The sequence below is a fragment of the Mycoplana sp. 10N416 genome (assembly GCF_056394765.1).
In genome coordinates this window covers 207127-221537 of sequence record NZ_JBFTIM010000002.1, presented here as the reverse complement: position 1 = coordinate 221537, position 14411 = coordinate 207127, and the positions used below count along the sequence as shown (strand labels likewise).

Here is a 14411-nt window from a genome sequence, read left to right as displayed (position 1 = left end):
GGTTTTCGGGGAGGAGACCGAGGCATGATCCTGACCGAACAGCAGATCCAGATCCGGGACATGGCGCGCGATTTCGCCCGCGAGCAGCTGGCGCCGGGCGCGGCCGAGCGCGACCTGAACAGCACTTTTCCGCGCGAGGAACTGAAGGAGATGGGCGAGCTCGGCTTCCTCGGCATGCTGGTGCCTGAAGCCTATGGCGGCTCGGAGACCGGCACGATCGCCTACGCCGTTGCGCTCGAGGAGATCGCCGCCGGCGACGGGCCGTGCTCGACGATCATGAGCGTGCACAGCTCGGTCGGCTGCGTGCCGATCCTGAAATACGGTACCGAGGAACAGAAGCAGCGCTTCCTGCCGAAGCTTGCCTCCGGCGAGTGGATCGGCGGCTTTGCGCTGACCGAGCCGCAGGCCGGCTCCGACGCTTCGAACCTGAAGACCCGCGCCCGCCGCGACGGCGACCACTATGTCATCGACGGCGCCAAGCAGTTCATCACCTCGGGCAAGAACGGCAATGTCATCATTGTCTTCGCCGTCACCGATCCGGACGCCGGCAAGAAGGGGATTTCCGCCTTCATCGTTCCGACCGACACGCCCGGCTACGAGGTCGTGCGCGTCGAGCACAAGCTCGGGCTGCACTCCTCCGACACCTGCCAGATCGCCTTCAACGGCATGCGCATCCCCGCCGACCTCCGGCTCGGGGCGGAGGGGGAGGGCTATCGGATCGCGCTTTCGAATCTCGAGGGAGGGCGCATCGGCATCGCCGCCCAATCCGTCGGCATGGCGCGCGCAGCTTTCGAGGCGGCGCGCGACTATGCCCGTGAGCGCAGCGCCTTCGGCACCCCGATCATCGACCACCAGGCCGTCGCCTTCCGCCTTGCCGACATGGCGACGCAGATCGAGGTGGCGCGGCAGATGGTGCTGCACGCGGCGCAACTGAAGGAGGAAGGGCAGCCCTGTCTGACGGAGGCGTCGATGGCCAAGCTGTTCGCCTCCGAGATGGCGGAGAGGGTCTGCTCGGACGCGATCCAAATTCACGGTGGCTACGGCTACATGGCCGACTACCCGGTCGAGCGCATCTACCGCGACGTCCGCATCTGCCAGATCTACGAGGGCACGAGCGACGTTCAGCGCATCGTCATCGCGCGCAATTTGTAGGATAGTGGTGTGTGCGCCGTCTGCTGGGAGCAACGGGGCGGCGGCCGACAAGGGAGGTATGACAGGGCATGAATGAGGTCCCGCACCTGAGCTTGCATGTGCCAGAGCCGGCAGTCCGGCCCGGCGGCCAGCCGGATTTTTCCAACGTCAAGATTCCGAAGGCCGGATCGGTGCCGCGGCCGGACGTCGAGGTGGCGCCGGAGGAGATCCGCGATCTCGCTTATTCGATCATTCGCGTGCTCAACCGCGACGGCGAGGCGGTCGGCCCCTGGGCGGGGCTGCTTTCGGACGACGACCTGCTTGTCGGCCTGCGCAACATGATGAAGCTGCGTGCCTTCGACACGCGCATGCTGATGGCGCAGCGGCAGGGCAAGACCTCCTTCTACATGCAGCACCTTGGCGAGGAGGCCGTCAGTTGCGCCTTCCGCAAGGCGCTGAACAAGGGCGACATGAATTTTCCGACCTATCGGCAGGCGGGGCTTTTGATCGCCGACGACTATCCGATGGTCGAGATGATGAACCAGATCTACTCGAACGAGGCGGATCCGTTGCGCGGCCGGCAGCTGCCGATCATGTATTCGTCCAAGGAGCACGGCTTCTTCACCATCTCCGGCAACCTCGCCACCCAATACGTGCAGGCGGTGGGCTGGGCGATGGCCTCGGCAATCAAGAAGGACACGAGGATCGCCGCCGCCTGGATCGGCGACGGTTCCACCGCCGAGTCCGACTTCCATTCGGCGCTCGTCTTCGCTTCGACCTATAAGGCGCCGGTCATCCTCAACATCGTCAACAACCAGTGGGCGATCTCGACCTTCCAGGGCATCGCCCGCGGCGGCTCCGGCACCTTTGCCGCAAGAGGCCTCGGTTTCGGCATCCCGGCGCTGCGCGTCGATGGCAACGACTATCTGGCCGTCTATGCCGTCGCGAAATGGGCAGCCGCGCGTGCCCGCCGCAATCTCGGCCCGACGCTGATCGAATACGTCACCTACCGCGTCGGGGCGCACTCGACCTCGGACGATCCGAGCGCCTACCGGCCGAAGACCGAATCCGAGGCCTGGCCGCTCGGCGATCCGGTGCTGCGGCTGAAGAAGCACCTGGTCGTGCGCGGCGTCTGGTCGGAGGAGCGCCACGTTCAGGCCGAGGCCGAGATCCTTGACGAGGTGATCCAGGCGCAGAAGGTCGCCGAAAGCCACGGCACGCTGCATGCCGGCGGCAAGCCATCCGTTCGCGACATCTTCGAGGGCGTCTATGCGGAAATGCCCGCCCACATCCGCCGCCAGCGGCAGAAGGCAGGATACTGATATGGCAAGAATGACAATGATCGAGGCCGTGCGCAGTGCGATGGACGTCTCGATGGGGCGCGACGACGACGTCGTCGTGTACGGCGAGGACGTCGGCTATTTCGGCGGCGTCTTCCGCGCCACGCAGGGCCTGCAGGCGAAGTATGGCAAGGCCCGCTGCTTCGACGCACCGATCAACGAGTCGGGCATCCTCGGCACTGCGATCGGCATGGCGGCTTACGGCCTGAAGCCCTGCGTGGAAATCCAGTTCGCCGACTACATGTATCCGGCCTACGACCAGATCACCCAGGAGGCGGCGCGCATCCGCTACCGCTCCAACGGCGATTTCACCTGCCCGATCGTCGTGCGCATGCCGACCGGCGGCGGCATCTTCGGCGGCCAGACGCACAGCCAGAGCCCGGAGGCGCTTTTCACGCACGTCTGCGGCCTGAAGGTGATCGTCCCCTCCAACCCCTACGACGCCAAGGGCCTGCTGATTGCGGCCATCGAGGACCCGGACCCGGTGATGTTTCTGGAACCGAAGCGGCTCTATAACGGCCCCTTCGACGGGCATCACGAAAAGCCGGTCACGCCCTGGTCGAAGCACGAACTCGGCGACGTGCCGGAAGGGCATTACACGGTCCCGATCGGCAAGGCGGAGATCCGCCGGGCCGGCGACGCCGTCACAGTGATCGCCTATGGCACGATGGTGCACGTGGCACTCGCCGCCGCCGAGGAAACGGGGATCGACGCCGAGGTGATCGATCTGCGCAGCCTGCTGCCGCTCGATCTCGACACGATCGTCGAATCGGTGCGGAAGACCGGCCGCTGCGTGGTCGTCCACGAGGCGACCCTGACCTCCGGCTTCGGCGGCGAGGTGGTCTCGCTGGTGCAGGAGCACTGCTTCTACAATCTCGAGGCACCGGTGGTGCGCGTCACCGGCTGGGACACGCCCTACCCGCACGCCCAGGAATGGGACTATTTTCCCGGCCCCGCACGCGTCGGCCGGGCCCTGCAAGAAGTGATGGAGGCCTGAGGCATGGGCGAATTCGTCATCAAGATGCCGGATGTGGGCGAAGGCGTTGCCGAGGCCGAACTGGTGGAGTGGCACGTCAAGCCCGGCGATCCGGTGCGCGAGGACATGGTGCTTGCCGCGGTCATGACCGACAAGGCGACGGTGGAGATTCCCTCGCCGGTCGACGGCACGGTTCTCTGGCTCGGCGCCGAGGTCGGCGACACCGTTGCCGTCAAGGCGCCGCTGCTACGGATCGCCATCGAGGGCGAAGGCCACGCGTCCGCCGACACGGCAATGGATACGGCCGCAAAGGCCGAGACACCCGCGGCTCCGCTGGAAACAGCCGAAATCATCCCGCTGGAGCGAGCGGCGGCAGCGTCACCCCGCGTGGAGCCGGCCGCCCCGCCTCCGGTGGCACCGCGCCGCGAGTCGCCGGCGGCAGCGCACCCCGCCCGCCACGAACCGGGCGAAAGGCCGCTGGCTTCGCCGGCGGTGCGGCTGCGCGCGCAGGAGGCCGGGGTCGACCTGCGCCAGGTAGCGGCCACGGGGCCGGCCGGCCGTATCACCCATGACGATCTTGACCAGTTCCTGGCGCGCGGCGCGCAGCCGGCCACCGCCGTCCCCGGCCTGGCCCGGAAGACGGCGACCGAGGAGATCAAGGTCGCGGGGATGCGCCGCCGCATCGCCGAGAAGATGCGGCTCGCCGCCTCGCGCATCCCCCACATCACCTATGTCGAGGAAGTGGACGTCACCGATCTGGAGGACCTGCGCGCGACGATGAATGCGGGCCGCAAGCCTGACCAGCCGAAGCTGACGCTCCTGCCCTTCCTGATGCGCGCGTTGGTGAAGACGCTCGGCGAGCAGCCGGGCGTCAACGCCACCTTCGACGACGACGCCGGCATCATCACCCGCCACGGCGCCGTCCACATCGGCATCGCCACCCAGACGCCGTCCGGACTGACCGTTCCGGTCGTCCGCCACGCCGAGGCGCGGTCGATCTGGGACAGCGCTGCCGAGTTGACGCGGCTCGCCGATGCCGCTCGCAACGGCACCGCCGCGCGCGAGGAGTTGTCCGGTTCGACCATCACCATCACGTCACTCGGCGCCATCGGCGGCATCGTCACGACGCCGATCATCAACCATCCGGAAGTGGCGATCGTCGGCGTCAACAAGATCATGACGCGGCCGGTTTGGGATGGCACGCAGTTCGTCCCGCGCAAGATCATGAACCTGTCGTCGAGCTTCGACCACCGTATCGTCGACGGCTGGGACGCCGCCGTGTTCGTCCAGCGGATCAAGGCCCTGCTCGAAACCCCCGCGCTGATCTTCATCGAAGGCTGACCGCATGAAAGAGATCGTCTGCAAGCTCCTCGTCATCGGCGCCGGCCCCGGCGGCTATGTCTGCGCCATCCGCGCCGGCCAGCTCGGCGTCGACACCGTGATCGTCGAATCCACCAAGGCCGGCGGCACCTGCCTCAACATCGGCTGCATCCCCTCCAAGGCGCTGATCCATGCGGCGGAAGAGTTCGACAAGGTCCGCCACATGGCAGGCGCCACGAACGGACTCGGCATTAGCGTCGAGGCGCCGAGGCTCGATCTCGCCCAGACGGTTCGCTGGAAGGACGGCATCGTCGGCCGGCTCAACGCCGGCGTCCTCGGGCTGCTGCGCAAGGCCAAGGTCAAGATCGTGCACGGACGAGCGCACTTCCGCGACGGCAAGACGGTCGAGGTCGAGACGGAGACCGGAACCCAGCTGATCCGCGCCGAGACGGTGGTGATCGCCACCGGCTCCGAACCGGTCGAACTGCCGGTGCTGCCTTTCGGCGGTCCGGTGATCTCGTCGACGGAGGCGCTATCGCTGCCTACCGTTCCGAAGATGCTGGTCGTGGTGGGCGGCGGCTATATCGGCCTGGAGCTCGGCACCGCCTTTGCCAAGATGGGCTCGGAGGTCACGGTCGTCGAGGCGACACAACAAATCCTGCCGCAGTATGACGCCGAACTCGTCAAGCCGGTCGCGAAACGGCTGTCCGAACTCGGCGTGCGCGTGCTGACCGGCGCCAAGGCAAAGGGGCTCTCCAACGAGGTGCTGGTCGTCGAGACAGCCTCCGGCGAGGAAAAGCGCCTTGCCGCCGACAAGGTGCTCGTCACCGTCGGCCGCAAGCCCCGCACCGACGGCTGGGGCCTGGAAGAGCTCGACCTCGATCGCTCCGACCGCTTCATCCGCATCGACGAACGCTGCCGCACCTCGATGCGCGGCGTCTATGCGATCGGCGACGTCACCGGCGAGCCGATGCTGGCCCACCGCGCCATGGCGCAGGGCGAAATGGTCGCCGAGATCGTCGCCGGCCGCAAGCGCGTCTGGGACAAGCGCGCCATTCCCGCCGTCTGCTTCACCGATCCCGAGATCGTCACCGCCGGCCTGTCGCCGGAGGAAGCGCGGGCGCAGGGCTATGAGGTCCGCATCGGGCAATTCCCCTTCAACGCCAACGGCCGCGCCATGACCACCCAACAGGAGGACGGCTTTGTGCGGGCGGTGGCGCGGGCGGATACGAACCTGGTGGTCGGCTTGCAGGCGGTCGGCGCCGGTGTGTCGGAGCTCTCCAGTGCGTTTTCGCTGGCGCTCGAGATGGGGGCGCGGCTGGAAGACATCGCCGGCACCATCCACGCCCATCCAACCCGCAGCGAAGGTTTGCAGGAAGCCGCATTGAAGGCGCTCGGCCATGCCCTCCACATCTGAACCCGCATCGCCGATGGGCACGGCAGGCGAGCAACACACGCTCATCGAACGGATCGGATCGACCGGCCGGATCCGGCTCAACAGACCGAAAGCGCTGAACAGCCTGACGCTGGCGATGGTGCGCGATATCGAGGCCGCCCTCGACACGTTCGAGGGCGATCCGAGAGTCGCCGCGGTGCTGATCACCGGCGAAGGCGAGCGCGGCCTCTGCGCCGGCGGCGACATCCGCATGATCTACGACAGCGGCAAGGCCGGCTCGGATGAGCCGACGATGTTCTGGCGCGAGGAATATCGCATGAATGCCCGCATCGCCCGGCATTCGAAGCCCTATGTCGCGATCATGGACGGGATCGTCATGGGGGGCGGCGTCGGCGTGTCGGTCTATGGCAGCCACCGCATCGTCACCGAACGCACAAAGCTTGCCATGCCCGAGGCCGGTATCGGCTTCTTTCCGGATGTCGGCGCCTCGTGGTTCCTTACGCGGCAGGAAGGCGAACTCGGCACCTATGCGGCGCTTACCGGTGCGCAATTGGCGGCCGGCGACGTGATCGCCTTCGGCCTGGCGGACGTCTATGTCCCCTCGAACCGTATTCCGGCATTGGTCGCGGCGCTGTCGCAGCTGCCAACGACTGCGACGTATGCCGACGTCTCGGCCACCGTCGGCGCATTCACGGAAACACCGCCACCGGCAGGTGTGGGATCGCATCGCGAAACCATCGACCGGGTTTTCACCTTCGACACGGTGGAGGCGATCTTCCAGGCCCTCGAGGGTGAGGGGACACCATTTGCTGAGAAGACGCTTACGGACCTGAAGACCAAGTCTCCGCTGAGCCTGAAGGTCACGCTGCGGCTCCTGCGCCTCGGTCGGAGTGCGCCATCGCTGGAAGCGTGCCTGGAGCGGGAGTTCGCCGCAACGGCCGTCTTACTGCACGGCCATGACTTCTTCGAGGGTGTCCGCGCAGCCGTCATCGACAAGGACCGCAATCCGCAATGGCGCCCGGCGCGGATTGCAGACGTGAGCGAGGCCGACGTCGCCGCCTTCTTTCAGCGGGCCGCCGAACCCCTTTTTGCCGCCACGACCAGGAAAGGAGAACGCACATGACTGCAATCGCTTTCATCGGCCTCGGGCACATGGGCGGCCCCATGGCGGCGAACCTGGTCAGGGCCGGTTACCAAATTCAGGGCTTCGACCTCGCCGCACCGTCGCTGGAGCTTGCCCGGCAAAACGGGGTCACGATCGTTTCTTCGGTCGCCGAGGCGGTGGTCAGCGCCGATACCGTCATCACCATGCTGCCGGCCGGCAAGCACGTGCTTTCGGTCTGGCAGGAGCTGGTCGCGGTGGTTCCTTCGGGCACGCTTCTCATCGACTGCTCGACGATCGATATCGACAGTGCCCGCAAGGCCCACGCGCTGGCGCGGGCCCATGGCTGCCCGGCGCTCGACGCACCCGTCTCGGGTGGGACGGGCGGTGCTGCGGCCGGAACACTGACCTTCATGGTCGGTGGCGATGCCGCGGTTTTCGCCGGCGCCAAGCCTGTTTTCGAGGCGATGGGCAAGAAAATCATCCATTGCGGCGAGGCGGCCGCCGGCCAGGCGGCGAAGGTCTGCAACAACATGATCCTTGGCATCAGCATGATTGCGGTCGGCGAGGCTTTTGTCCTTGGCGAACGGCTCGGCCTGTCGCATCAGGCGTTGTTCGACGTCGCCTCCGTCTCCTCGGGCCAGTGCTGGTCGCTGACCACCTATTGCCCGGTCCCCGGGCCGGTGCCGGGCTCGCCTGCCAATCGTGAATACGAACCTGGCTTCGCGGCGGACCTGATGCTGAAGGACCTGAAACTGTCGCAGGCGGCCTCGGAGGAGACCGGTGCCATGACGCCGCTCGGGGCAAAGGCGACGCGGCTTTACCAGCTGTTTGCCGACGAGGGGTTCGGAACGAAGGATTTCTCTGGCATCATCAACATGTTACGAGATAAATCGGGGACGAGCGCCGAGTAGCGCATCACGGAAACAGCATGGGAGAAGCTCCGGTGGAACAACCGATCATCGTTGAGCGGCAGGGCCGCGTCGTCATCGTCACGCTGAACCGGCCGGCGGCCCGCAACGCGCTGAACGCCGAGGTCATGCTCGCCATGGGCAACGAACTGGCGCCGCTGGACCGCGATCCCGGCGTTGGCTGCTTTGTCATTCGCGGCTCGGAGAAGGCCTTTGCCGCCGGTGCCGACATCAAGGAAATGGCCGAAAAGTCGTTTTCGGAAATGTACAACGACGACTTCTTCGCCGCCTGGGACCGGTTCGCCGCTCTCCGCACGCCGAAGATCGCCGCCGTTTCCGGCTACGCGCTCGGCGGCGGCTGTGAACTGGCGATGATGTGCGACATGATCTTCGCCGCCGACACCGCGATGTTCGGCCAGCCGGAGATCAAGCTCGGCGTCATTCCCGGCATGGGCGGCTCGCAGCGCCTGACGAAGCTCGTCGGCAAGGCCAAGGCGATGGACCTGATCCTCACCGGCCGGATGATGGATGCCACCGAAGCCGAGCGCTGCGGCCTCGTCGCCCGCGTCATTCCCGCCGACCGGCTGATGGAAGAAGCGCTGAAGGCTGCGGAAACGATAGCCGGCTACGGAAAAGCCGCAACCACTGCCGCACGCGAAGCAGTAGACCGGGCGCTTGAAGGCGGCTTGCGCGAGGGCATCCTGTTCGAGCGGCGGCTGTTCCACGCGCTCTTTGCCACCGCCGACCAGAAGGAAGGCATGGCCGCCTTCGTCGAGAAGCGCACCCCGCAGTTCAGGGGAGAGTAGAGAACTGGTCGCGGTCTGCACCTGCAAGAACCTGCAGATGGATTTGTCTGGTTCGTCTGCTATGAAACCACACAGTTTCATTTCTTGATTCCAGCAGGCCGCACTTGTCTCAAAATCCGATCAGAACCCGACTAGAAGAAATTCTTTCCCGCCTCGAAGCGCGCAAGGACACGGAACGTGCCTTTGTGGGGCTCTATCCGCAGACGGCGCGCGCCGAAGCCGACGCGGCCGATGCCCGCCTGCGCGAAGGCAAAACGATCGGCCCGCTTGACGGCCGCATCGTCTCGATCAAGGACCTTTTCGACGTGGCCGGCGAGCCGACGCTTGCCGGATCCATTATACGCCGATCCAGCCCGCCCGCGGCGGTCGATGCGCCGATCGTTCGCCGGCTGCGCGAGGCCGGAGCCGTCATCATCGGCAAGACGCACATGACCGAATTCGCCTTCACTGCGGTCGGGCTCAATCCCCACTATCCGGTGCCGGGCAACGCCACCGACGAAAGCCTCGTGCCCGGTGGGTCTTCGTCGGGAGCTGCGGTTTCGGCCGCCGAGGGCACCTGCGACATCGCGATCGGCTCGGACACCGGCGGTTCGATCCGCATCCCGGCGGCGTTGAACGGCCTGGTCGGGTTCAAGCCGACAGCGTCGAGGATTCCGCTTGAAGGGGCCTTTCCCCTGGCGCCCAGCCTCGATTCGGTCGGACCGCTCGCAGCTTCCGTCGCCGATTGCGCCCTCGCCGATGCAATCATGGCCGGCGAGACGCCGGAACCGCTTGTCGCAAAGCCGCTTGCCGGGCTGAAATTCGGTGTTCCGCGTGGGCGCTTGTTCGAGGACACGGACCCGGCGATCGCGGCCGCGTTCGATGCCAATCTCGCACGCCTCGCAGAAGCCGGCGTCGAACTGGTTGACTGTTCCATCGACGACCTTCTCGCAGCCCTTGCGGAGGCGACCCGGATCGGATCGATCGCCGGCATCGAGGCAAGCCGCATTCACGCCGACTGGCTGGACGACGAGCAGGCCCCGGTCGATGTGCGGGTCACGACAACACTGCGCCGGCGCCGGCTCGTTTCCGACGCCGATCTCGCCGCCTTACTGGAGACACGCAAAGATCTTGCGCGCGCGATGGACGCGCGGCTTTCGCCGTTCGACGCACTGGTGCTGCCGACGTCGCCGATCTTCGCGGCCACCATCGCCTCGGTTTCGTCCGACGAGGAAACCTACCGCCAGATCGAGGACCTCCTTTTGCGAAACAACCAGGTCGCCAATCAGTTCGACCTGACGGCGATCACCTTGCCGATGCCAGGGCTAGCGCACGCCGCCGGCCTCATGCTGTTCGGCCGCAACGGCACCGACAAGATGCTTTTGCAGATTGCCGCTTCCGTGGAAGCGTTGATCCGCAAGTAGGAATCTCCGGGGCCGCCGCTGCCGTCGGGCAGGGCCGGCCCGACCGTTCAGTGCCAGGTCTCGAGCGGAAGCTCCTCGGCGAGGAAGCCGAACGCGTCCCGCAGCGCGCTGACCAGAAGATCGGTCAGCGCTTCGCCGCCACCGCCTTCGAGAAGCAGGGCAACCGTTTCGTTGCTCACATCGCCGTCATGGCTTCCGTCCATCGACATCATGTCGTCCTTTCGTCGCCGCAATTCATATGCTTGACGGCGACAGGTAGGATGCATGGCTTGCGCTGACCTTGCGTGAGCCCGCGGGCACGGCCGAATTGGTATTATGGTGGCGTCAGGCCGAAAGTCCGGGCAAGAAGCTCGTAGTTGCGATGGCGCAGGGCGGCGTCGTGCAATACGTCCTGCACCATGATCTCGGTGGCGCCGGTGTCGCGGGCCATGCGCTCGACAACGGCCTTCACTCGCTCCGGCGTGCCGATCACGTAGGCCGGCCAGTCGGTATCTTCTGCCGGCAGCACTTCGCCCATGATCGCGATCGCCTCCTCCGGCGTCGGCATTTCCGTCAGCATGATGTTGTTCTTGCGCCGCAGCTTGAAGGCGGTACGCATCGGCATGGCAAGACGCTCGGCTTCCTCCTGTGTCTCGCCGACGATCAGGCGGATGGCAAGCAGAGAGGTGGGTGCATCGACGCCGGCGGCAAAGCGGGAGGGCTGGAAATTTTCGTGATAGGCTTTCCACGTCGCCGGTGCATTCTCGGGAACATGAAAGGCGCTGCAGGCCATTGGCAGGCCCAGCCGGGCTGCGCGCCGGGCGCTCCCTTCCGTTGCCGCCAGAACCCAGGGAAGCGGCCCCGCTGCCTCGTCCGGCATGATGCCGATCCCGTTGAAGGGAGAGGATGGCGGCAGGTCATTGCCGAGCCAGCAGACGAATTCCTCCGTCTGGCTGTCGTGGTCGTCCGGTGTCTCGACATCGCGATGGCGCTTCAGCGCCGTGTCGGCCGTCACCCCGGCGGTGGCGCGACCGATGCCGACGTCGATGCGGCCGGGAAAAAGCACCCCGAGGGTGCGGATCGCCTCGGCCGACTTGTACGGGCTGTAGTGGTTGAGAAGCAGTCCGCCGACGCCGATCCGGATCGTCGTCGTGGCGCAGGCGAGCGCTGTTGCAAGCACCTCCGGTGCCGGGTTGGCTTCGTACGGCACGTCGTGATGTTCCACAAGCCAGTAGCGGTGATACCCCAGCCGCTCAGCTGCTTGCGCGAGTGCGATCGATCCGCGCATCGCCTCGCCCGAGGTCTGGCCGACGGGAATCTGCACCGGATCGAGGATCGAGAGCTTCATTTCGAATGTCCTGAAATCATGGTGCCCGCATCGCGATCTGGCAATGCCGGCAACGCTTGGCTTCGCTTACTTGATCTCGAAGGCCGACGGGGCGACCAGATCAGCCTTGATGTCGATGGCGCTGTCCTTCGGCAACATGCCGCTATCGATCATGAAGGTCTGATCGGCCGTGAGGTTGGCGATATCGTCATCGGTCATCACCGGGGTGAAGTCATAGAGCGGCATTTGCTTGGCTGCTTCCTCGACCGAGATCTTCTGCTCCTTGGCCGCGATCTCGAGCGCTTCCTGCGGGTTGGCGGCGATGAACGCAAGCGCCTTGCGGTGCGCATCAAAATAGGCCTTCACGAGGTCGGGATGCTCCTCCAGAAAAGCGCTGCGCGCGCCGATGACGGTGGTCGGCTTGATGAGACCCTCGCCGTCTACCAACGCCTTGCCGCCGGCTTGCTCGACCATGACCGCGTTGTTGCCAGCAAGTGTCGCGACATCGACTTGGCCCGAAAGGAGGGCTGCGCGGGCCGTCGGCAGATCCATGTTGATGTATTCGACATCGGCCAGCGTCAGCTTCTGCGAGGCGAGTGCTGCGGCGAGAAGCTGGTTCAGCACGGTTCCCTTCGGACCGGCGATCTTCTTGCCCTTGAGGTCGGCAAGGGTCGCAGGCCCGTCGGCACGGGTCATCAGGTAATATGCCTTCGGTGACCGCGCGTAGGCGGCAACCACCTTCAGGTCGACGCCGTTGGCTTTCGCGAGGATCGCCGAGGTGCCGCCGAGAACGCTGGCGATGTCGATTTCGCCGGCGGCGATGGCCTGGGTTTGCTGCGCACCCGAGGTGATCTCCGGGCTCTCGACCTTGATTCCATGTGCCGCAAAGGCCTCGTCGAGGAACCCCTTCTCGCGCATCACGATCGACGGCACGTTGAACGGTGCCGAGACGTAAGTGATGCGGACGGTCGCGGGCTTGTCAGCGGCAAACGCCGGGGTCGCCAGCGAAAGGGCGAGCGCCAGGCCGGTGAGAAACTTCATGAATGTCTCCTGTCTTGTGGGTGTTGGATGCGGTCGCCTTCGGCGCGAGCAGGCGCTCCAGAATTCGTCGGCGACAGAGCGATATGGCCGGATCGGTCGGATCGCGGGGATAGGCAACATCGATCAGGTCGCGCCCGACCAGATGCCCCTGATCGAGTTCGAGGACGGACTGCCCGAGCAGCACGGCCTCCTCCACGTCGTGCGTGACGAAGACGACCGTTGGGCGCCTTTCCTGCCAGATGTTGATAAGCTCGGCCTGCATCGTGCGCCGGGTAAAGGCGTCGAGCGCGGCGAACGGCTCGTCGAGCAAAAGCAGGTCTGGCTCCATGACGAGGGCGCGGGCGATCGCCACGCGTTGCGCCATGCCGCCGGACAACTGCGCCGGAAGGGCAGCCCGGAAATTAGCTAGCCCGACGAGTTCCAGCACCGCCAGGCACCGATTTTCGATTTCGTGGCGACCGAGACGCCCTCTAAGGCCGAAGGCGACGTTGTCGAAGACGTTGAGCCAGGGCATCAGCCGCGCGTCCTGGAAGACGACGCCGACTTTGAAACCGCCTTCCGCGTGATGCTCAAGCGTGCCGTCACTGGGCTCGGTCAGGCCGGCCAGGATCCGCAGCAGTGTGGTCTTGCCGCAGCCGCTCCGCCCCACGACCGTGGTGAAGCTCCCGGCCTGTAGCGTGACGCTGATGTCGCGTAGGGCCACGACCTCGCGTTCACCGACGCGATAACTGCGGCTGATATTGCGCAACTTAAGCACGGGCGGCCTCGAGGTTGGTTGCGAGCCACGGTGCGACCCGGACGATGCCCCTCTTCAAAAGCTGGTCGGCGAGGATCCCGATCGCGCCGATCACGAAAATGCCGGCGAGCACGATGTCCGTGCGCGCCAGGTTCTCGGCATCCACGATCAGATAGCCAAGCCCGGCCGAGGATGCGATCAGCTCCGCACCGACCAGCGCACGCCAGCTGTAGCCGAGCCCGATCCGCAGCCCGACGACGATCGATGGCAGTGAGGACGGCAGGACGATCCGCCACAGGATCTCTCTGTCGGAGAGGCCGCAGACCTTACCGACTTCGATCAGCTTCGGATCGACCTGGGCGATGCCGCCGCGCATGCCGAGAAAGATGGGAAAGAAGCAGGCAAGAACGATGATGCTCACTTTTTGCGCCTCCCCGATTCCAAGCCAGAGCATCAGCAGCGGCATCAGCGCCAGCGGAGGAATTTGCCGAAGAAACTCCAGCAGCGGATCGACCAGTTGGCGAGCGGTCTCACTCCTCGAAAAACCCACCGCAATCAAAACAGCCAGCACGACTGCCAGCAGATAGCCCAATCCGACCCGCTGAAGGCTGACCAGCGTGTGGCGGACGAGTTCGCCCGACTGCGCCAATTCGGCAAGCGTAATCAGGACTTTGCCGGGAGGCGGCAGGAGGAACGCCCCGATCCAGCCGAACCGGCTCGCTGTCCACCACAGGCCCAGAACTGTGGCGAAAGCGGCGATCGCGTGGAGATGGCGGGGAGCAAGCATGAATGACGAAAGGCTGACAGGGATCAATTTCCCGCCGTATAAAAACATAAACATGATTATTCAAGTCATATTTTAAATTAAGGCCGCGAGCAAACTTGGCTTGCCGAATGCCCTCTGTCGCATTTAGGACAGTCGCTACTGCAATGCAGCCGAGCC

General features: G+C 65.5%; 14 protein-coding genes. 9 read left to right on the top strand and 5 right to left on the bottom strand.

Going from position 1 to position 14411, the window contains the following annotated elements:
* Positions 1-24: 24 nt before the first annotated feature.
* The 9 genes from AC1DDS_RS05340 to AC1DDS_RS05300 all read left to right on the top strand — a co-directional run bounded on the left by AC1DDS_RS05340 (position 25) and on the right by AC1DDS_RS05300 (position 10385).
* Positions 25-1152 (top strand): acyl-CoA dehydrogenase family protein, encoded by a 1128-nt coding sequence (locus tag AC1DDS_RS05340; RefSeq protein ID WP_477477933.1) that lies wholly within the window; start codon positions 25-27, stop codon positions 1150-1152.
* A 68-nt stretch (positions 1153-1220) separates the two neighbouring features.
* Entirely contained in the window at positions 1221-2453 is a 1233-nt protein-coding gene (locus AC1DDS_RS05335; protein ID WP_477477932.1) for a thiamine pyrophosphate-dependent enzyme, read from the top strand.
* Position 2454: 1 nt separating this feature from the next.
* The gene (locus AC1DDS_RS05330) at positions 2455-3468 is read left to right on the top strand and encodes an alpha-ketoacid dehydrogenase subunit beta (protein WP_477477931.1); all 1014 of its coding nucleotides are present in this window, start codon (positions 2455-2457) and stop codon (positions 3466-3468) included.
* 3 nt (positions 3469-3471) lie between these two features.
* Entirely contained in the window at positions 3472-4788 is a 1317-nt protein-coding gene (locus AC1DDS_RS05325; protein WP_477477930.1) for a dihydrolipoamide acetyltransferase family protein, read from the top strand.
* A 4-nt stretch (positions 4789-4792) separates the two neighbouring features.
* On the top strand, positions 4793-6184 hold the full coding sequence (gene lpdA, locus AC1DDS_RS05320) for a dihydrolipoyl dehydrogenase (RefSeq protein ID WP_477477929.1): 1392 nt from the start codon (positions 4793-4795) through the stop codon (positions 6182-6184).
* On the top strand, positions 6168-7286 hold the full coding sequence (locus tag AC1DDS_RS05315) for an enoyl-CoA hydratase/isomerase family protein (RefSeq protein ID WP_477477928.1): 1119 nt from the start codon (positions 6168-6170) through the stop codon (positions 7284-7286). Before lpdA ends, AC1DDS_RS05315 begins: the two co-directional genes overlap by 17 nt.
* The gene (gene mmsB, locus AC1DDS_RS05310) at positions 7283-8179 is read left to right on the top strand and encodes a 3-hydroxyisobutyrate dehydrogenase (RefSeq protein WP_477477927.1); all 897 of its coding nucleotides are present in this window, start codon (positions 7283-7285) and stop codon (positions 8177-8179) included. Before AC1DDS_RS05315 ends, mmsB begins: the two co-directional genes overlap by 4 nt.
* 17 nt (positions 8180-8196) lie before the next feature.
* Complete coding sequence (locus AC1DDS_RS05305; RefSeq protein ID WP_477477926.1) at positions 8197-8982, top strand: enoyl-CoA hydratase; 786 nt, start codon at positions 8197-8199, stop codon at positions 8980-8982.
* 104 nt (positions 8983-9086) lie between these two features.
* Positions 9087-10385, top strand: a complete 1299-nt coding sequence (locus AC1DDS_RS05300; RefSeq protein WP_477477925.1) for an amidase — start codon at positions 9087-9089, stop codon at positions 10383-10385.
* A gap of 47 nt (positions 10386-10432) precedes the next feature.
* Here the strand turns inward: AC1DDS_RS05300 and AC1DDS_RS05295 are convergent, their stop codons facing one another.
* The 5 genes from AC1DDS_RS05295 to AC1DDS_RS05275 all read right to left on the bottom strand — a co-directional run bounded on the left by AC1DDS_RS05295 (position 10433) and on the right by AC1DDS_RS05275 (position 14282).
* Entirely contained in the window at positions 10433-10594 is a 162-nt protein-coding gene (locus AC1DDS_RS05295) for a hypothetical protein (protein WP_477477924.1), read from the bottom strand.
* Between the two features lie 104 nt (positions 10595-10698).
* Entirely contained in the window at positions 10699-11712 is a 1014-nt protein-coding gene (locus AC1DDS_RS05290) for an MsnO8 family LLM class oxidoreductase (protein WP_477477923.1), read from the bottom strand.
* 66 nt (positions 11713-11778) lie between these two features.
* Positions 11779-12732 (bottom strand): ABC transporter substrate-binding protein, encoded by a 954-nt coding sequence (locus tag AC1DDS_RS05285; protein WP_477477922.1) that lies wholly within the window; start codon positions 12730-12732, stop codon positions 11779-11781.
* A complete protein-coding gene (locus AC1DDS_RS05280) occupies positions 12671-13489 on the bottom strand; it encodes an ABC transporter ATP-binding protein (protein WP_477477921.1) in 819 nt (272 codons plus the stop codon). Before AC1DDS_RS05280 ends, AC1DDS_RS05285 begins: the two co-directional genes overlap by 62 nt.
* The gene (locus AC1DDS_RS05275; RefSeq protein ID WP_477477920.1) at positions 13482-14282 is read right to left on the bottom strand and encodes an ABC transporter permease; all 801 of its coding nucleotides are present in this window, start codon (positions 14280-14282) and stop codon (positions 13482-13484) included. Before AC1DDS_RS05275 ends, AC1DDS_RS05280 begins: the two co-directional genes overlap by 8 nt.
* Between the last annotated feature and the right edge of the window lie 129 nt (positions 14283-14411).